16 protein-coding genes are annotated in these 17,389 nt (G+C 66.6%); 9 read left to right on the forward strand and 7 right to left on the reverse strand.

Translation table 11 applies throughout. The annotated features are described in order from the left end of the window. Positions 1-34: 34 nt before the first annotated feature. The 4 genes from N5D45_RS15530 (at position 35) to N5D45_RS15545 (ending at position 3,576) form a co-directional block, all read left to right on the forward strand. Positions 35-1,555 carry a thioredoxin family protein gene (locus N5D45_RS15530; RefSeq protein ID WP_057503677.1) on the forward strand — a complete coding sequence of 507 codons (1,521 nt, stop codon included), beginning with the start codon at positions 35-37 and terminating at the stop codon, positions 1,553-1,555. A 484-nt stretch (positions 1,556-2,039) separates the two neighbouring features. Then, on the forward strand, positions 2,040-2,669 hold the full coding sequence (locus tag N5D45_RS15535; protein WP_049480884.1) for a superoxide dismutase: 630 nt from the start codon (positions 2,040-2,042) through the stop codon (positions 2,667-2,669). Next, positions 2,666-3,244, forward strand: a complete 579-nt coding sequence (locus tag N5D45_RS15540; RefSeq protein ID WP_021204258.1) for a flavin reductase family protein — start codon at positions 2,666-2,668, stop codon at positions 3,242-3,244. The genes N5D45_RS15535 and N5D45_RS15540 overlap by 4 nt, the downstream gene beginning before the upstream one ends. After that, the gene (locus N5D45_RS15545) at positions 3,241-3,576 is read left to right on the forward strand and encodes a tetratricopeptide repeat protein (protein WP_019659932.1); all 336 of its coding nucleotides are present in this window, start codon (positions 3,241-3,243) and stop codon (positions 3,574-3,576) included. The genes N5D45_RS15540 and N5D45_RS15545 overlap by 4 nt, the downstream gene beginning before the upstream one ends. 5 nt (positions 3,577-3,581) lie before the next feature. Here N5D45_RS15545 and N5D45_RS15550 read toward each other — a convergent pair whose 3' ends face one another. Both N5D45_RS15550 and N5D45_RS15555 read right to left on the reverse strand, forming a co-directional pair. Beyond that, positions 3,582-4,730, reverse strand: coding sequence for an acyl-CoA desaturase (locus N5D45_RS15550; RefSeq protein WP_010485207.1), 1,149 nt, complete (start codon positions 4,728-4,730; stop codon positions 3,582-3,584). 11 nt (positions 4,731-4,741) lie between these two features. Then, positions 4,742-5,812 (reverse strand): ferredoxin reductase, encoded by a 1,071-nt coding sequence (locus N5D45_RS15555; RefSeq protein WP_057503806.1) that lies wholly within the window; start codon positions 5,810-5,812, stop codon positions 4,742-4,744. 92 nt (positions 5,813-5,904) lie between these two features. On the opposite strand from N5D45_RS15555, the gene fabR reads away from it, so the two are divergent. The 3 genes from fabR to N5D45_RS15570 all read left to right on the forward strand — a co-directional run bounded on the left by fabR (position 5,905) and on the right by N5D45_RS15570 (position 9,489). After that, positions 5,905-6,561: an HTH-type transcriptional repressor FabR gene (gene fabR, locus N5D45_RS15560; protein ID WP_005409961.1), complete on the forward strand. Its 657-nt coding sequence runs from the start codon at positions 5,905-5,907 to the stop codon at positions 6,559-6,561. Positions 6,562-6,791: 230 nt separating this feature from the next. Beyond that, positions 6,792-8,951, forward strand: coding sequence for a TonB-dependent receptor (locus N5D45_RS15565; protein ID WP_057503805.1), 2,160 nt, complete (start codon positions 6,792-6,794; stop codon positions 8,949-8,951). Then, positions 8,941-9,489 carry a thioredoxin-like domain-containing protein gene (locus N5D45_RS15570; protein ID WP_049455087.1) on the forward strand — a complete coding sequence of 183 codons (549 nt, stop codon included), beginning with the start codon at positions 8,941-8,943 and terminating at the stop codon, positions 9,487-9,489. Before N5D45_RS15565 ends, N5D45_RS15570 begins: the two co-directional genes overlap by 11 nt. Before the next feature lie 114 nt (positions 9,490-9,603). Here N5D45_RS15570 and mntR read toward each other — a convergent pair whose 3' ends face one another. Beyond that, a complete protein-coding gene (gene mntR / locus N5D45_RS15575) occupies positions 9,604-10,074 on the reverse strand; it encodes a manganese-binding transcriptional regulator MntR (protein ID WP_006372477.1) in 471 nt (156 codons plus the stop codon). A gap of 117 nt (positions 10,075-10,191) precedes the next feature. On the opposite strand from mntR, the gene N5D45_RS15580 reads away from it, so the two are divergent. After that, entirely contained in the window at positions 10,192-11,523 is a 1,332-nt protein-coding gene (locus N5D45_RS15580; protein ID WP_010485195.1) for an Nramp family divalent metal transporter, read from the forward strand. Positions 11,524-11,641: 118 nt separating this feature from the next. Here N5D45_RS15580 and N5D45_RS15585 read toward each other — a convergent pair whose 3' ends face one another. The 4 genes from N5D45_RS15585 to N5D45_RS15600 all read right to left on the reverse strand — a co-directional run bounded on the left by N5D45_RS15585 (position 11,642) and on the right by N5D45_RS15600 (position 15,936). After that, positions 11,642-11,968: a thioredoxin family protein gene (locus tag N5D45_RS15585; protein ID WP_010485192.1), complete on the reverse strand. Its 327-nt coding sequence runs from the start codon at positions 11,966-11,968 to the stop codon at positions 11,642-11,644. Further along, entirely contained in the window at positions 11,940-12,407 is a 468-nt protein-coding gene (locus N5D45_RS15590) for a flavodoxin (RefSeq protein WP_228355368.1), read from the reverse strand. Before N5D45_RS15590 ends, N5D45_RS15585 begins: the two co-directional genes overlap by 29 nt. 25 nt (positions 12,408-12,432) lie before the next feature. Next, a complete protein-coding gene (locus N5D45_RS15595) occupies positions 12,433-13,473 on the reverse strand; it encodes a ribonucleotide-diphosphate reductase subunit beta (RefSeq protein WP_197657398.1) in 1,041 nt (346 codons plus the stop codon). Between the two features lie 99 nt (positions 13,474-13,572). Next, entirely contained in the window at positions 13,573-15,936 is a 2,364-nt protein-coding gene (locus tag N5D45_RS15600) for a ribonucleoside-diphosphate reductase subunit alpha (protein ID WP_197657397.1), read from the reverse strand. A 431-nt stretch (positions 15,937-16,367) separates the two neighbouring features. Here N5D45_RS15600 and N5D45_RS15605 point away from each other — a divergent pair, with 431 nt between their 5' ends. Beyond that, on the forward strand, positions 16,368-17,345 hold the full coding sequence (locus tag N5D45_RS15605; protein ID WP_197657396.1) for a zinc-binding dehydrogenase: 978 nt from the start codon (positions 16,368-16,370) through the stop codon (positions 17,343-17,345). Positions 17,346-17,389 lie beyond the last annotated feature (44 nt).

Consider the following 17,389-nt stretch of genomic DNA (forward strand, 5'->3'; position numbering starts at 1 on the left):
GTTCCTACAATGGCCTGTCACCCTGGCCTTCGAGATGCTGCCGATGCGCGTCGCGCTTTCTATGTTGCTGCTGGCTTCGGCGCTGAGCGCCTGCACCCCGGCCCCGGTTTCCATCGCCAACTCCGCCGAGGTGCCCGCGCCGGCCAAGGCAATCGCCTGGCGCCAGGGCGATGTCGATGATGCCTTCGCCGAGGCCGCCGACAGCGGCAAGCCGGTGCTGCTGTACTGGGGCGCCGTCTGGTGCCCACCGTGCAACCAGCTCAAGGCGGGCCTGTTCAAGGACCCGGCCTTCATCGCGCTGACCAGCAAATTCGTTCCCGTCTACCTGGATGGCGACGAGGAAGGTGCGCAAGCCTGGGGTGAGCGCTTCGGCGTACGCGGCTATCCGACCCTGATCGTGCTGGACCCAAAGCGCAACGAAATCACCCGCGTGGCCGGCGGCAATGATGCCACCGAACTGACCCGGGCACTGACCGTCGCCGGAGGCCGCCGCAGTGCTGTTGCCGCCACCTTGGCCACCGCGTTGGCAACGCCGGACCGACTGGCCGCAGAAGACTGGCAGGTGCTGGGCGACTACGGCTGGGAAGTGGACGCCAACCGCCTGGCCGGCGAGCGCAGCAGCGAGGATGTGCTGCGCCAGTTGTCCAAGGCCGCACCCGACGCTGCCCTGCAGCGCCGCTTCGCCCTGCTGGCCTTGGCAACGGCCGAAAAGCCCGATGCCTCGCCCACCGAAGTACGCGAGCTGCTGCAGGCCGTGCTGGCGCAGCCCGCCGAAGTCCGCCGCAACCGTGAGTTGCTGGGCTATGCAGGCGTACAGCTGGTCAAGCAGGCCAGTGCCGGGCCGGCCACCAGCAACACGCTGGGACAGCAGCTGCTGGTGGCATTGGAGCGGGCAGACGCCGAGCGCGGCGACCGCGCCGACGACGCATTGTCGCGTGCGTTGACCGAAGTGTCGCTGGCCCGCCAGCAGCAGCCGAAGGGCGCATTGCCCGCGGCCCTGGTTGATCGGGTCAAGCAGCGCGTGGCTGCTGCCGACGCTGCCGCCACCGATGCGCATGCGCGCCAGGCCACGATCAGCAGCGCGGTCTACGCACTACGCCAGGTCGACGACGACGCAGGCGCCGAGTCGCTGTTGCTGGCGGAACTGAAGCGGAGCGAACAGCCGTACTACTACATGCCCGAGCTGGCCGAACTGGCCGAGCAGCGCGGCGACACCGCCGGTGCGCTGGAGTGGTTGAAGCGTGCCTACGACGGTGCGCAGGGCCCGGCCACCCGCGTGCAGTGGGGCGTGCTGTACGTGGAGGGCCTGCTGAAGCTGGCGCCGGACGACGCACCACGCATCGAGCAGGCCACCGCCTCGCTGATCGCCGAACTGGAAGCGCAGCCTTCCGGTTACCACCAGCGTACCCGCCAGCGTTTCGAACGCCTGGCAGGACAGTTGAAGACGTGGAGCGGCAAGCACCAGGGCGCGGAGACGCTGGCGCGGCTGCAGCAGAGGATGCAGCAGGCGTGCGGCGATCAGGTAGATGGCGCGTGCAAGGATTGGTTGAGTTGAGTTGATGAAAACGCTGGCGGCGGGTTCGCCTGCCGGCGCTTTTGTTGATATCGGTTGTGGCGGGGGGAGGGGCTGGCCGGGACACGCCGTAAACCCATCCTGGGGGGCTCGATGGCGCCATCCATGGCGCCAACGGTCCCAGCCAGCCCCTCCCCCCCACCGGACAGTTTCCTGCGAGCGCGGGCAGCACATCAGCGCGCCGGTGAGGTTCGAAAAGCGGGTTCTGGTAGTGCCGGCCGCTGGCAGTCAACCCGACCTTCGCTGATTGCCGGCCAGCGGCCGGCACTACCACGTCGCTCTTCCTCTTGCCTTTGACTCCGTCTCCGCGCCGCCGCAGGGAGCTGACCTGCAAAGGTTGACGGGGGAATCAAAGCGGCGAACGCGCACGCATTTCAATCCCGGCCCTTGACCTCAACCAATGTTGAGGTGCGATAACAGTCTCCCCACGGCCAGCCCTCTGGCCTTCCCCACGGAGATTGCTTCGATGTCGTACTCGCTTCCCCCGCTCCCCTACGCCTACGACGCCCTTGAGCCGCATTTCGATGCGCGCACGATGGAGATCCACCACAGCAAGCACCACCAGGCCTACGTCAACAACCTCAACGCCGCCATCGAGCAGGCCGGCATCGCCGAGCAGCCGGTCGAGGCGCTGATCGCCAACCTCGATGCCGTGCCCGAGGCGCAGCGCGGCGCCATCCGCAACAACGGCGGTGGCCACGCCAACCACAGCCTGTTCTGGACCGTGCTCAGCACCAACGGTGGTGCACCCGATGACGAACTGGCCGCCGCCATCGACCGTGACCTCGGCGGTTTCGATGCTTTCAAGGAGGCCTTCACCAAGGCGGCGCAGACCCGCTTCGGCAGCGGCTGGGCCTGGCTGACCAGCGATCGCGATGGTCGCCTGCAGGTGGAAAGCAGCGCCAACCAGGACAGCCCGCTGATGGGTGCGGCCGTGGGCCTGTCCGGCAACACCCCGATCCTCGCACTGGATGTCTGGGAACACGCCTACTACCTGCACTACCAGAACCGTCGCCCGGACTACATCGGTGCGTTCTTCAACATCATCAACTGGGCCGAGGTCGGCCGGCGCTACCGCCAGGCCAGGGCCTCATGAGCGGCGAAACGCTGCCGTACGCCGGGCCGTGGGCGGGGGTTTTCCCCGCCCCGGCCCCGGTGCCGTCGGTCGAGATGCCGCCGCGGGCCCTGCGGCGGCTGCTCGGCCACTTTCCTACCGGCGTGGCCATCGTCTGCACCCGCGATGCGCAGGGCAAACCCATCGGCCTGACCATCAATTCGTTCGTGCCGGTGTCATTGCAGCCGCCACTGGTGCTGTGGAACCTGGCGTTGCATGCGCAGAGCCTGTCCACCTTCCAGCGCGCCACCCGCTTTGCGATCAGCGTGCTGGCGGCCGACCAGGAAGCGCTGGCCCGGCGCTTTGCCGATCCGCAGGTCCGCAACCGCTTCGACGGCCTGGCATTGCTGGATGATGACGAGGATGCCCCACCACGCATCGCCGGTGCGGTCGCCCACCTCACCTGTACCCGCCACGCACAGTGGCCGGTGGGCGATCACCTGCTGCTGGCTGGCCGCATCATCGAAGTGCACGAGAACGGCGGCGCGCCGCTGCTGTTCCATCGTGGCCGCTTCCAGCCCGGCCCCACCGAACTGCTGGTGGAGGTGCGCGGATGAACATCGAAGCCCTGGAATGCATGCTTGCCAACGGCAAGGACGGCGCGCTGCTGCGCTTCGGCCTGGGCAAGGGTTGGCTGGATGCGGGCAACCCGGTGCGCGCGGCCACCCATCTGGGCCGGTGCGTGGTGCTTGATCCGCAGTATTCCGCGGCGTGGAAGCTGCTGGGCAAAGCCTGGCTGGCCAGTGGCCAGCCGCAGGCGGCGCGCGAAGCATGGCAGCGCGGCTTGAGCGTGGCCGGCAGCAAGGGCGACCAGCAGGCACGCAAGGAAATGCAGGTGTTCCTGCGTCGCCTGGACCGCGAACAGGCGGCCCTGGCGAAGGCGGGCTGAGTTGATCAGCCCGCGTTGGCCGATGCCGGTGCGGACATGATGTCCGGCATCGGCAGGCGGCGCGGCTTGCTGGGGAACGCGTGACGCAGGATGCGCCAGACCACCTGGCCGAACTGGCGCGGCAGCGAGCCGTTGTTGTAGTGCTGGCCGTAACGGCGGCAGATGTCCTTCACTTCCTTGGCAATGGCCGCATAGCGGTTGGCCGGCAGGTCCGGGTAGAAGTGGTGCTCGATCTGGTGGCTGAGGTTGCCCGACAGCACATTGATCAGGAAGCCGCCGCTGATGTTGGACGAACCGCGCAGCTGGCGCAGGTACCAGTGACCGCGCGATTCATTGCGCAGGCATTCCTTCGGGAAGGTTTCCGACTCGGCGGTGAAGTGGCCGCAGAAGATGATCACGTAGGTCCAGATGTTGCGCAGGCCGTTGGCCACCATGTTGCCCAGCATCACGGTGAGGAAGAACGGGCCGGCCAGCAGCGGGAAGAACACGTAGTCTTTCAGCACCTGGCGGGCCATCTTTCGCGCCACCGGGCGGGTCTGCATCCACATCGCACGGCCGCTGATGCGGCCCTTCAGCCAACGCCCCAGGCGCAGGTCCTGCGCGGCCACGCCCCACTGGAACAGCAGCGCGAAGATCGGCGCGATGATCGGCTGCAGCAGGTAGAACGGCTTCCAGCGCTGTTCCGGGAAGATGCGCAGCAGGCCGTAGCCGATGTCATCGTCCATGCCACGCACGTTGGTGTAGGTGTGGTGGCGGAAATTGTGGGTCTTGCGCCAGTTGTCGGCGGTGGCAACGATGTCCCACTCGTAGGTGTTGCCATTGAGCTTGGGGTCGCCGGTCCAGTCGAACTGGCCGTGCATGACGTTGTGGCCCAGCTCCATGTTCTCCAGGATCTTCGACAGCGCCAGCAGCAGCGTGCCAGTGATCGCGGCCGGCCACAGCAGCGGCATCCAGAACAGCGGCGAAAACGCTGCCAGGAACAGCAGGCCACGGCCACCCACGCCGAACCAGCGCACGGCGGCGGCCACGCGGCGGATGTAGCGGGTATCGGAGGCGCCGAGGCTGCCGATCACACGGTCGCGGATCGCATCGAGTTCCTCACCGAAAGCATGCATCTCGGCGGTGCTCAGGGCACGGTCGGTAGCGCGGGTCATGGCAGGCGTCCTCAGAGATCCAGAGTCAGGTCGGTGGTCGGTGCGCTCACGCAGATCCGCACCGGCTGTGCCGATTCGGACTGCAGGTCGCCGGTGCGAAGGTGGCGGGTGGCGCCACTGACGCGATCACAGGTGCAGGTGTTGCAGATGCCCATGCGGCAACCGTGCTTGGGCTTGATGCCATGCGCTTCCAGGCTTTCCAGCAGCGAGCGGCCTCGCGGCACGCTCAGCTGGCGGCCACTGCGCGCAAGCGTCAGCGACACCTCGCCTTCGCTGCTGGCATCGCGCAGTGGCGCCGGCGGGGTGAAGGCTTCGGCCTGGAAGCCAGCCACCTGGTGCGCCAGGCGTTCACGCGCAGCGGCAACGAAGCCATCCGGACCGCAGGCCAGCACATGGCGCTGCGCCAGCGGCGTGTCATCGCCGGCCACCTGCAGACCATGGGTATCGATGCGCGCGGCCGGCGCCTCACCCTCGCGGGTGGTCAGCAGATGCACGCGCAGGTTCGGATGTGCCGCGGCCAGCGCCTGCAGTTCATCACGGAACTGCAGATGGGCGGCGGTGCGCTCCCAATAGAACAGGTCCACCGGTGCTGCCAGCGGGCGCTGGCAGGCGTCGCGCAACAGGCTGCGCATCGGCGTGATGCCACTGCCGGCAGCCAGCAGCAGCACCGGCGCCGCGGCCGGCATATGGAACTCGCCGAAGGCGGCATCGAGGCGGAACAGTTCGCCCGGCTGTGCATGGTTTACCAGATGCTGGCTGACCCGGCCGCCATCGATCGCCTTGACGGTGATCGCCAGCTCGCGCCGACCCAGTGCGGTAGGGCTGTAGCTGCGCTGCCACAGGCGCCCCTCAATCTCGACGCCCAGGGTGACGTGCTGGCCGGCGCGCATGCCGGCCCAGTGCCGGTTGGTGCGCAGGACCAGGGTCGCCGCGCCCTCGCCGGCCGGCTCGCGCCGGACCAGTCGGGCCACCGGCTCGCGCAGGGTCCACAGGGGATTGAGCTGGCCCGCCCAGAAATCGAACAGCGACGGCGAGACCCAGCGGTACGGAGAGAACAGGGACGGACGGACGACAGCGCTCATGGGCGCACTATACGGGCGCACATACACCTGTGTATACATGTGTATATTGAACCGGATTGGGTATGATTCAGCCTCGCCCCACCGGAACCCCCATGGCCGCCGCCACCGCCTTGTCGACGCCTGAAGATGCCAACAGCCCGGCCCGCCGTACGGTGAGCCGCGAGGATCTGCTGGCCGCCGCCCTGAAGCTGATCGGGCCGCACCGCAGCCTGTCCACGCTCAGCCTGCGCGAAGTGGCACGTGAGGCCGGCATTGCGCCGAACAGCTTCTACCGGCAGTTCCGCGACATGGACGAACTGGCCGTGGCGCTGATCGACGCCGCCGGCCGCTCGCTGCGCACCATCATCGGCGAGGCCCGCCAGCGCGCCACCTCTACCGCCACCAGCGTGGTGCGCGTTTCCGTGGAGACCTTCATGGAACAGCTGCGCGCCGACGACAAGCTGCTGCACGTGCTGCTGCGCGAAGGCGCGGTCGGCTCGGACGACTTCAAGCACGCGGTCGAACGCGAGCTGCACTACTTCGAGGAAGAGCTGCAGCACGATCTGGTGCGCCTGGCCGCACTGGATGGCGCGGTACTGCATGCCCCGGAACTGGTGGCCAAGGCCATCACCCGGCTGGTGTTCGCGATGGGCGCCACCGCCATGGACCTGCCGCCGGAGAAGGATCCGGAACTGGTCGAACAGATCTCCACGATGATCCGCATGATCATCGTCGGCGCCCGGACCCCCGCCGCATTCCGCCGCGGCTGACGATCCGACCGCGCCTACACGGCAACTCCATCCTATGGACATGACCACCGGCAGGGGTGTGGTCGCATTTTGTAATGTTATAACACTCGCATGATCTGACTCGACTGGTGCTCCACGCGCAATGGCCTCGGCCTCGCTATATAGCACTTGCTATATTAATAAGCCGCTGCTTTCATATGCGTCAGCCAGGTCGCCCTCGCCGCCTTTCTTCTCCCAAGGACGACGCCCTCATGCCCGTTGCCACGCCCCTCTTCCATCGGCTGCCCCTGGCCGCCGCCATTGCCCTGACCCTGCCGCTGCCTGCACTGGCCGCCACCTCGAAGCCGACCGAGCTGGACCGCGTGCAGGTCAAGGTCAGCACCGCCACCCGCAGCGAACGCCTGCTATCCGATGTCCCGATCCGCACCGAAGTGCTGCGCAAGGAAGACATCGCGCTGCGCGCGGCCACCGACTTCTCGCGCGCCGCCGAGCTGATCAACGGCCTGCGCGTGGAAAGCAACTGCCAGAACTGCAACACCAGCGAAGTGCAGCTGCTGGGCCTGCCCGGTGCCTACAACCAGCTGTTGTTCGATGGCATCCCGCTGTTGTCCTCGCTGGGCAGCGTGTACGGCCTGGAACAGATCCCGGCCGGGTTCGTCGACCGCATCGAAGTGGTCAAGGGCGGCGGCTCGGCGCTGTACGGCCCGGGTGCGGTGGCCGGTGTGATCAACCTGATTCCGCCGCTGCCGGCGCGCAGCGGTGGCCATGTGCAGGCCGGCGTGGATGTCCTGAAGGGCACACCGCAGAAGAATGCCGAAGTGCGCCTGGACCTGGTGGCGAAAGATGCCGACGCCGGGCTTTCAGTGATTGCCCAGCGCAACTGGAACAGCGGCATCGACTACAACGGTGACGGCTACACCGAGATCACCCGCAAGAACCTCAAGGTCGGCGGGCTGCAGGCTTGGTACGCGCCCACGCCGGGCACGCGGCTGCGCCTGGACCTGCAGGTGACCGATGAAACCCGGCGTGGCGGCAATCGACTGGATCAGCCCGAGTACCTGGCCAACATCGCCGAATCGCTGGATACGAAATACCGGCGCGGCAGCGTGTCGTGGGATCAGGAAATCAATGCCGACGTCGATTTCCGCCTGGCCTACGCCTTCGCCGACATCGACCGCGACAGTTTCTACGGCGGTCTTGGCGACGTGGTTACCGATCCGTCTGCCCTCGGCTATGACCCGTCGCAGCTGGATCCCAACGTGGCCGGCAGCGCGGCCTCGCGTTCGTGGCGCCAATACGGCCGCACCCACAACCCGCTGCACTACATCGACAGCCAGTTGAACTGGCGGCTGGGCGCGCACGCGCTGGCCTTCGGCGTGCAGTACAAGCACGAGGCGCTGCGCGACGACAACCGCACCGGTGACGGGCAGCGCCTGGCGGTGCTGGAAGATGCAACCTTCCACAACCTGGGCGCCTTCATCCAGGACGAATGGAGCCTGCGTGACAACGTCGACCTGGTACTGGGCGCACGCGTGGACAAGAGCTCGGAGCTGGACAGCGCGGTGTTCTCGCCGCGCATCGCCCTGGCCTGGCAGGCCACCCCGAACCTGAAGTGGCGCGCCGGCGTCGCCACCGGCTTCCGTGCACCGGAGATCTTCGTCGAGGACGTGCACGTCGATACGCTGGGTGGCGAGCAGGTGCGCGTGCGCAACACCGATGGCCTGAAGGAAGAGCGCGCGTTGACCACCCTGTTCGGCTTCGACTGGCGCTCGGACCCGGCCAATCCAGTGTGGAGCTGGGATGCTACCGCCTCCTATGCACGCATCCGCGACACCTTCGCGCTGGGCGAGATCCAGCGCGGCGATGACGGACAACTGAGCCAGCTGCGCTACAACGCCTCCGGCTCCAACGTGCTGGGGGCGGAAACCAACCTCGGCTGGCAGCCGTCGCCGCAGTGGCGCCTGACCGCCGGTGCCTCGTGGTACCGCTCGCGCTTCCGCGAACCGCAGCGCATCTTCGACGACACCGGCGACGGTGGCGACACCATCATCGAAAGCCGCGACTACCTGAAGACCCCGCGCTGGACCGGGCTGGCGCAGCTCAGCTGGATGCCCGCCGAGCCGTGGGAAACCTTCGTCGCGCTGCGCCATACCGGGCCGATGTCGGTGCTGAACAACCGGTTGGGCGAGCTGCACCGTACGCGTTCCTTCCTGGTCACCGATCTTGGTGCTCGCTGGCACCGCCATCTGGGCGCGCAGGCGCAGCAGGAAGTGTCGGTGGCCGCGGGCGTCAAGAACGTGTTCGATCAGCGCCAGAAAGATCTGGAAGTGGGCGCGCTGCGCGACAGCGACTATGTCTACGGGCCGCGCTTCGCGCGTTCGTGGTACGTCAACCTGCGCTATGCGTTCTGAAGCTCTGCGAGCGTTGTTGCTGGCCTGTGCCGTGCTGCTGGCCGCACCGGCGATGGCTGCGGACCTGCACGCGCAGGTCTCGGCCTCGCTGATGCGGCCGGAACAGCGCTCGCTGCGACCGATGCAATGGACACAGGCGCCGAAACTGGTGGCGCTGTACTTCGGTGCCGACTGGTGTGCACCGTGCCATGCCTTCGTACCCACGCTGCGCAGCGTGCGTGATGCCCTGCGCCAAGCCGGCGCCGATACCGAAGTGGTGTACGTCAGCCAGGATGAGAGCGAGAGCGCGCTGCGCCGCTACATGCACGCGCAGGACATGCCGTGGCCGGTGCTTGACCCGCGCCGCGCTGCGCGCATGCCGGCCCTGCAGGCATTGGCCGGGCTGGCACCGCCGAATCTGGTACTGATCGATGCCGACGGCACGGTGCTGGCCAATGGCTGGCAAGGCCGGCGTTACCAAGGCCTGCAGCCGGTGTTGAAGGAATGGACGAAACGGGCGTGCGCGCAGGAACAGGCCCGCTGCCCGCCTGACCTGTAGCGTCGAGCCATGCTCGACGCATTCCATCACCGTGCAAACGGCAGCCGAGCATGGCTCGGCTCTACAAAAACCGGGATCGCGCGAACGGCCGCCGGGCATGGCCCGGCGCTACCGTTACGGCGCCTCGCCCTCGGCCTTGCGCACGAACGCCTCGAACAGCGCCAGCGTCTGCTCGCTCACATGGTGCTCGATACCCTCCGCATCACGCCGTGCCGTATCAGGGTCCACGCCCAGCGCCAGCAGGAAACGCTCCACGGTCTGGTGCCGCTGGCGGCTGGCATGGGCCAGCGCCTCGCCTTCCGGGGTCAGGAACACGCCGCGGTACGGCCGCTGCACCACCCAGCCATCGCGGGCCAGGCGCCGCAGCATCTTCGCCACGGTGGGCTGGGCCACGCCCAGGCGGGTGGCGATGTCGACCTGGCGGGCCTCGCCGCCGTCGGCCAGCAGGTCCGAGATCAGCTCGACATAGTCCTCCACCAGCTCCATCCGGTGCGCTTCGCGCACTTGCCGGAAGCTCTCGACCTGGCGCTCAGCCTCGATCAAGGGGGTGCTTTTCAGCGATGTCGAATCGTCGGTCTTGCCCACGCCTGCGCCTGTCCTTCCGGTCTACTCCGGGTTTGAAACTGAATTCTGGACCAGTAACGCGATAAAGACGATTGTTTCACATTGCTAATGACTATAGCAGGAGCTATATTCGGACCCATGAACACCCTGGCGCCCCACGACCCTTCGGCCTCCACCCCGGCCAGCCTGGGCGCGCTCAACGCCTCGGTCGCCGTTCCCGACAAGGGCCATTGGTGGTTCCGCCTGCTGGCCTTCCTCGGCCCTGGCTACATGATCTCGGTCGGCTACATGGACCCAGGCAACTGGGCCACCGACCTCGCCGGCGGTTCGCGCTTCGGCTACCTGCTGCTGTCGGTCATCCTCATCTCCAACCTGATGGCGGTGATCCTGCAGGCGCTGTCGGCACGGCTGGGCATCGCCACCGGCATGGACCTGGCGCAAGCCTGCCGCGCGCGGTACCCGAAGCCGGTGAACCTGGCGCTGTGGGCGCTGTGCGAGGCAGCGATCATCGCCTGCGACCTGGCCGAGGTGATCGGCACCGCGATCGCATTGAAGCTGCTCTTCGACCTGCCGCTGCTGTGGGGCGCGGTGATCACCGCGCTGGATACGCTGCTGGTCCTGCTGCTGATGAACCGCGGCTTCCGTGCGCTGGAAGCCTTCGTGATCGCGCTGCTGATGGTGATCTTCGGCTGCTTCATGGTGCAGATCGCGCTGGCCGCACCGCCGGTGATGGACGTGCTGGGCGGATTCATTCCGCGCGCGCAGGTAGTGACTGATCCGCACGCGCTGTACATCGCCATCGGCATCATCGGCGCCACGGTGATGCCGCATAACCTGTACCTGCATTCTTCCATCGTGCAGACCCGCGCCTATCCGCGCACCGACGAGGGCCGTCGCAGCGCGCTGCGCTGGGCGGTGACCGACAGCACCCTCGCGCTGACGCTGGCACTGTTCATCAACGCCAGCATCCTGATCCTGGCGGCGGCGGTGTTCCATGCCAATGGCCGTTTCGATGTGGAAGACATCGAGCAGGCGCACCAGCTGCTGGCGCCGATGCTGGGCGTGGGCGCGGCGGCGACACTGTTTGCGATTGCCCTGCTGGCCTCGGGCCTGAATTCGACAGTGACCGCCACGCTGGCCGGCCAGATCGTGATGGAAGGCTTCCTGCACCTGCGCCTGCCGCCGTGGCTGCGTCGGCTGATCACGCGCGCACTGGCGATCATTCCGGTGGTGGTGGTGATCATGCTGTTCGGCGACCAGGGCGCGGTGAAGCTGCTGGTGCTGAGCCAGGTGGTGCTGTCGATGCAGCTGCCGTTCGCGATCATTCCCCTGGTGCGGATCGTGACCGACAAAGTGACGATGGGCGCGCTGGTGGCACCACGCTGGCTGGGCGCGATTGCCTGGGTGATCGCGCTGGTGATCGTGGTGTTGAACGTGAAGCTGCTGGTGGATACCTTCAGCGGAGCCTGACGCCGAACCACGGACCCTGCCCCGGTAGATCCACGCCATGCGTGGATGCCCTTGTAGAGTCGGGCCATGCTCGACTCATCGCTCACCGCGCGAACGGCAGCCGAGCATGGGCTCGGCTCTACAAATGCAACGCGATCGCGGCCTCGATCTGCTGCGGTGACTGGAACCCTGCCAGGCGCGTGCGCTCATCACCGTCACGGAACAGGGACAACGTCGGGGTCTGCCGCAGTCCCAGCTCCCTGAAGAACGCTTCACCCAGCACCTCCAGCTGCACGCGCAGCAGGGTCGTGCCCTGCCCCGCCACGCTGTTGGCCACCCGGTGCAACGACACCTCCAGCATCCGGCAGCCCGGGCACTGGTCCTTGTGGAAATCCACCAGCACCCGCGGATGTTCGGCCAGAAGCTGCTGGAACTGCTCAGGCGTGGTGGCGTCGATGATCTGCATCGGTGTTGCTCCAGTAATGGGCCAGGACCGCATCGGTCCAGGCATCGATGGTCCCGGCATGGCGTTGGCCATGCGGCATCTGTTCGATCTCCAGCGGCGGGTAGTCGCTGCGGAAATAGCGGATCAGCCGGTGCACGGCGCCGCAGTAGTACTCCTGCCCCCACTGCGTTTCACCGGTGCCGAACACCGCCAGCTGCCGTGGCCGCTCGCCGCGCTCGGCGATGCCGGCCACCCATGCCTTCATCTCCGCCGGCGTGCGGCCGGCGTTGTCGGTCCAGCAGCCCAGCAGCACCAGGTCGGCCTCATCGGCCGCCAGCGGCGGTGCCTGGCGCAGGTCGTCGGCCTCCTGCCAGTGCACCGCATGACCGGCAACGCGGCAGCGTTCGGCAATCTGCCGGCCGAGTTCGCGGGTGTTGCCGCTCAAGGAGGCGACCACCATCAGGATGCGCAGCACGGCGCCAGACTCAGAGATCGTCGAAGCCGTTGTCGACGTTGGTCTTCTTGTAACTTGCATTGCGCATCTCGAAGAAGTCGGTCTTGGTCTCGGTGAAGTTGTCGGCGTAGGCCTTGATCCACGGCATCACGTTGTCGGTGGTGTCGCTGTACAGGCGCTCGATGCCGAGCATGCCGGCCATCTTGTTGGCGCGGTACTTCACGTAGCGCACCATCTCGTCCACGTCGATGCCATCGATGCCATCCAGCACCTCCGACGACCACTGCGTCTCAAGCTCGATGGCATGTTCGAATGACTGGTGCACATAGGCGGTCAACTCATTGGTCTGCAGCTCGGGGTTTTCACCGATGATGGCGCGGATCAGCTCGCTGATGAACTTGGTATGGGCCAGCTCGTCGCGATTGATGAAGCTGATGATCTTGCCGGTGCCGTTCATGCGGTTCTGCCGCACCATGTTGTAGAAGTAGGCGAAACCGGAATAGAAGTTGATGCCTTCCAGGATCGAGGACTGGATCAGCGACTTGAGCAGGGTCTCGGCGGTCTTCTCGCGCATGAAGTCGTCATACGCGCTCATGATCGGGGCATTGCGCTTGATGATGGTCGGGTGGGTGCGGGCGATCTCGAAGATGCGGTTCTGGTTCGGCAGGTCGGTGATCGAGGCCAGTACGTAGCTGTAGCTCTCGTTATGGATCACTTCCTGCTGGCCGATGATCGCCGCATTGGCATGCGCGGCCGGGTCGGTGATGTACTCGGCGACGTTGTAGATGAAACGGGTCTGCGGTGAGTCGAGCGTGGCCAGCAGGCCGATGATCGAATCGTAGGCGTTCTTTTCGCGTGCGTTGAGCTCGCCGTACTGGCGGGCATCGAGCTTCATGTCGACCTCGTCGGGAATCCAGAAGTTGGTCGACAGATCCTTGTAGGCCCGATAGAAGGACGGATACGGGATATCGTTCCAGTTGAGGATGCCGCTGGTACGGCCGTTGATGATGCCGGTGCTGCGGTTGGGATGGCGCGGTTCGAGGATCTTGATGCGGTCGAGGGGGGTTGCCATGGTGTTACCTGCAGGGGGTAGCGCCGGGCCATGCCCGGCGGAATGTGCGACGGCCGCGCGATGCGCTCGCCGGGCGTGGCCCGGCGCTACCGTGGATGATCAGCTGGAGCACCACTCGCATTCGCTGATGTCGATGTCGTTGGAGCGCACGTAGTAGGTGGTCTTCAGGCCTTCGCGCCAGGCGCTCAGGTGCAGCTCCAGCAGGGTGCTCGCGCGGATCGTGCTCGGCACATACAGGTTGAAGCTGATCGACTGGTCGACATGGCGCTGGCGGCGCGCGTTCTGGCGCACGCTGGCGAACTGGTCGACCTTGTACGCCCCCTTCTCGTAGTACGGCCAGGTTTCCAGCGACAGGCCCGGCGCCGCCACCGGCCGCCGGAAGTCCTTCTTTTCCTCGTAGTAGAACGCGCTGTAGATCGGGTCGATCGATGCGGTGGAACCGGCAATCTGCGCGGTACTCATGTTCGGCGCCACGGCCAGCAGCCAGCCGTTACGCAGGCCGTGCGTGGCGACCTCGTGGGCCAGGCTGTCCCATGCGGCGCCGCTGTAGTCGCGGTCAAGGAAGTAACGCCCGTTGTGCCAGTCGCTGCCAGCGAACATCGGGTAGCTGCCCTTCTCCTTCGCCAGCTGCGCGCTGGCCTGGATGGTCAGGAAGTTGATGCGTTCGTAGAGACGGTCGGCCAATTCTTCGGCATCCGGTGATTCCCACTGGATCGCCTGCTGCGCCAGCAGGTGGTGCCAACCGAACGTGCCCAGGCCGATGGCGCGGTACTTGCGGTTGGTGATGGTGGCCTGCGGCACCGGCAGCGCATTGAGGTCAATCACGTTGTCGAGCATGCGCACCTGGATCGGGATCAGGCGCTCCAGCACGTCGGTGGCCAGCAGGTCATCCGGCGCACTGATTGCCCAACCGAGATTGATCGAGGACAGGTTGCAGACCACGAAGTCACCGGCGCGGCGTGTGGTGACGATCTGGTCGCCGCTGACGATCTCCTGGATCATCCGCGTCGGGCTCATGTTCTGCAGGATCTCGGTGCACAGGTTGCTGGAATAGATCATGCCCGCGTGCTTGTTCGGGTTCCGGCGGTTGACCTCGTCGCGGTAGAACAGGAACGGATTTCCGGTCTCCAACTGGCTGAGCATGATCCGCTTGAACAGATCGATCGCCTTCACCGTGCGGCGGCTGATGCGCTCGTCGGCCACCAGTTCGGCATAGCGGTCGCGGAAGCTGCCCGCACCGCGCGTCTCATCGTAGAAGTCCTGCAGGTACCAGCCCTTGGCCTGCTTCACCTCGTGCGGGTCGAACAGGTACCAGTCGGCGCGGCGCTCGACCGCTTCCATGAACAGGTCGGGCACGCACACCGAAGTGAACACATCGTGCGCGCGCAGGCGCTGGTCGCCGTTGTTGAGGCGCAGGTCCATGAACGCTTCGATGTCGCGGTGCCAGATGTCCAGGTACACCGCCACCGCGCCCTTGCGCTGGCCAAGCTGATCAACCGACACCGCGGTGTTGTTGAGCTGCTTGATCCACGGCACCACGCCACCGGAGGAATTGGCCACGCCCCGGATCGGCGCGCCGCTGCTGCGCACATAGCCCAGGTAGGCGCCGACGCCGCCACCGTGCTTGGACACGCGGGCGATATCGGTGTTGGAGTCATAGATGCCCTGCAGGCTGTCGTCCACCGTGTCGATGAAGCAGCTGGACAGCTGCCCACCCACCTTGCCGGCATTGGCCAGGGTCGGTGTGGCGACGGTCATGTACAGGTTGGACAGCGCCCAGTACGCCTCGCCGACCAGCTGCATGCGCCGCTCGCGCGGCTTTTCCTCCTGCATCAGGTACAGCGCGATGGTCAGCCAGCGCTCCTGCGGCAGTTCGTAGACCTCGCGGCTGCGGTCGCTGGCCAGATAGCGCGTGGCCAGCAGGTACAGGCCGTTGTAGGCGAACAGGCGGTCGCGCTCCGGGTCGATCATCTCGCCGGCCTGCTGCAGCTCTTCCTTCGAATAGCAGCGCAGGATGTCGTTGCTGTAGATGCCGCGGTCAGCCAGGCTTTCCTGCAGGCCCACATACGAACCGTACTTCAGGCCGACGTCGTAGAAGCGGTTGCGGCTGGCGCGCTTGTACAGGCGGCGCAGGTAGATGCGCGCGGCAAACTGTTCCCACTCGGGTGCAACCAGGTCCACCCGCGATTCGGCCTCACGGATCAGCAGATCGACCAGGTCGTCGGCGCTGATGCTCGGTTTGCGCTCGACCATCTCCTGCACCACGCGGCGATAGTCGCTCACGTCCAGCTGCGGGAACTCGGCATGCACGGCGTCGATGCTGCGCTGCAGGCGCTCGGCCTCGAACGGCAGGCGGCGGTTGCCGGCCTCCTTGGTGATCCAGGTCGGCACGCGCTCGCCACCGGCGCGCAAGGCGTCGCCAGCGCCGGCCAGATCGGCCACGCGGAAGGTACTGTCGGTCATGGTGGTGAAACTCCAGGCTCGCACGCGCGTTGGCGGTCGATGCCATGGCGGCCCTGAACGCGATACCGGCGCACGGGGCGAACGGGTGGATTGCCAGGGCACGGGAACGTAGGTCGTCGGCATCTGCCTGCGCCTGCGGCCGGTATCCGGGCCGTGGGGGCGACCTGCGTCCGCACGATGGCGGCCGCGTCGACACGGCAAGCCTTCAGGGGCGGGCCGCGGGACGTTTGCTGCATGTCCGGCGGCGGCGGCTGACCGGGAGTGACGGCCACAACATAGTGGGGATATCCCGAACCGTCAACACAAGATGCGGTAATCAGCACATGTCGCGACGATCAGTCGCAGGATGCCGTGTTGCAGCTGCGGCGCCTTGTCGACAGCCCCTGCGGCCCCAGTTCGGTACAACATCCACTTTCCCCGGAACACCACCCATGCGCGCTGCCCAGTACCCCTCCTTCGGCAACCCGGCCGACGTCCTTGCCATTGCCGATGCGCCGCTGCCCGAGCCCGGCCCCGGCGAGGTGCGCATCCGCACCGTGCTGGCCTCGATCCACAACCACGATCTGCTGACCGTGCGCGGCCTCTACGGCTACAAGCCGACCCTGCCGGCGATCGGTGGCAGTGAAGCGCTGGGCGTGGTCGATGCACTCGGCGATGGTGTCGACGGCCTGCAGATCGGCCAGCGCGTCGCCGCGGCCTCGGTACACGGTACCTGGGCCGAGGCCTTCATCGCGCCGGCACGCATGGTGATTCCGATGCCGGAGGCGATCCCCGACGAAATGGCCGCGCAGCTGATCGCCATGCCGCTGAGCGCGCTGATGCTGCTGGAGTTCCTGCACGTCGAGGCGGGCCAGTGGATCGTGCAGAACACCGCCAACGGCGCGGTGGGCAAGTCGCTGGCGATGCTGGCGCGGGCGCGTGGCGTGCATGTAGCCAACCTGGTGCGCAATGCGGATGCCGTCGCACAGTTGCAGGCGCTGGGTATCGATCATGTGTTCGACACCTCGGTGGACGGCTGGAAGGATCGCGTTCGTGAAGCGACCGGCGAAGCACAGGCGGCGGCCGCCGTGGATTCCATCGGCGGCGACGCCAGCGGTGACCTGGTCGACCTGCTCGGCCACAACGGCACGCTGGTGTCGTTCGGCGTGATGAGCGGCGAACCGATGCACATCCCGGCCGGCGGCCTGATCTACAAGGAAGCGACGGTGAAGGGCTTCTGGGGCAGCAAGGTCAGCCAGGCGATGGCGGTGGAGGACAAGCGCCGGCTGGTTGGCGAACTGCTGAAGCGTGCGGCTGGCGGCGAGCTGACGCTGCCGGTGGAGCAGATCTTCGCACTGGACGATATCGCCCAGGCAGCGAAGGCCGGTGCGGGTTCGGGTCGTAACGGCAAGGTGCTGCTGCGGCCGTGATCGTCTGACATTGCGTTCTGTAGAGCCGAGCCATGCTCGGCTGC

This window comes from Stenotrophomonas sp. GD03819 (genome assembly GCF_029841665.1).
GTDB lineage: Bacteria > Pseudomonadota > Gammaproteobacteria > Xanthomonadales > Xanthomonadaceae > Stenotrophomonas > Stenotrophomonas geniculata.

Excerpts from the sequence above, each read along its gene's own strand:
- N5D45_RS15530 (WP_057503677.1), top strand. The coding sequence starts at position 35 with ATGCTGCCGATGCGCGTCGCGCTTTCTATGTTGCTGCTGGCTTCGGCG.
- N5D45_RS15535 (WP_049480884.1), top strand. The coding sequence starts at position 2,040 with ATGTCGTACTCGCTTCCCCCGCTCCCCTACGCCTACGACGCCCTTGAG.
- N5D45_RS15540 (WP_021204258.1), top strand. The coding sequence starts at position 2,666 with ATGAGCGGCGAAACGCTGCCGTACGCCGGGCCGTGGGCGGGGGTTTTC.
- N5D45_RS15545 (WP_019659932.1), top strand. The coding sequence starts at position 3,241 with ATGAACATCGAAGCCCTGGAATGCATGCTTGCCAACGGCAAGGACGGC.
- N5D45_RS15550 (WP_010485207.1), bottom strand. The coding sequence starts at position 4,730 with ATGACCCGCGCTACCGACCGTGCCCTGAGCACCGCCGAGATGCATGCT.
- N5D45_RS15555 (WP_057503806.1), bottom strand. The coding sequence starts at position 5,812 with ATGAGCGCTGTCGTCCGTCCGTCCCTGTTCTCTCCGTACCGCTGGGTC.
- fabR (WP_005409961.1), top strand. The coding sequence starts at position 5,905 with ATGGCCGCCGCCACCGCCTTGTCGACGCCTGAAGATGCCAACAGCCCG.
- N5D45_RS15565 (WP_057503805.1), top strand. The coding sequence starts at position 6,792 with ATGCCCGTTGCCACGCCCCTCTTCCATCGGCTGCCCCTGGCCGCCGCC.
- N5D45_RS15570 (WP_049455087.1), top strand. The coding sequence starts at position 8,941 with ATGCGTTCTGAAGCTCTGCGAGCGTTGTTGCTGGCCTGTGCCGTGCTG.
- N5D45_RS15580 (WP_010485195.1), top strand. The coding sequence starts at position 10,192 with ATGAACACCCTGGCGCCCCACGACCCTTCGGCCTCCACCCCGGCCAGC.
- N5D45_RS15585 (WP_010485192.1), bottom strand. The coding sequence starts at position 11,968 with ATGCAGATCATCGACGCCACCACGCCTGAGCAGTTCCAGCAGCTTCTG.
- N5D45_RS15590 (WP_228355368.1), bottom strand. The coding sequence starts at position 12,407 with ATGGTGGTCGCCTCCTTGAGCGGCAACACCCGCGAACTCGGCCGGCAG.
- N5D45_RS15595 (WP_197657398.1), bottom strand. The coding sequence starts at position 13,473 with ATGGCAACCCCCCTCGACCGCATCAAGATCCTCGAACCGCGCCATCCC.
- N5D45_RS15600 (WP_197657397.1), bottom strand. The coding sequence starts at position 15,936 with ATGACCGACAGTACCTTCCGCGTGGCCGATCTGGCCGGCGCTGGCGAC.
- N5D45_RS15605 (WP_197657396.1), top strand. The coding sequence starts at position 16,368 with ATGCGCGCTGCCCAGTACCCCTCCTTCGGCAACCCGGCCGACGTCCTT.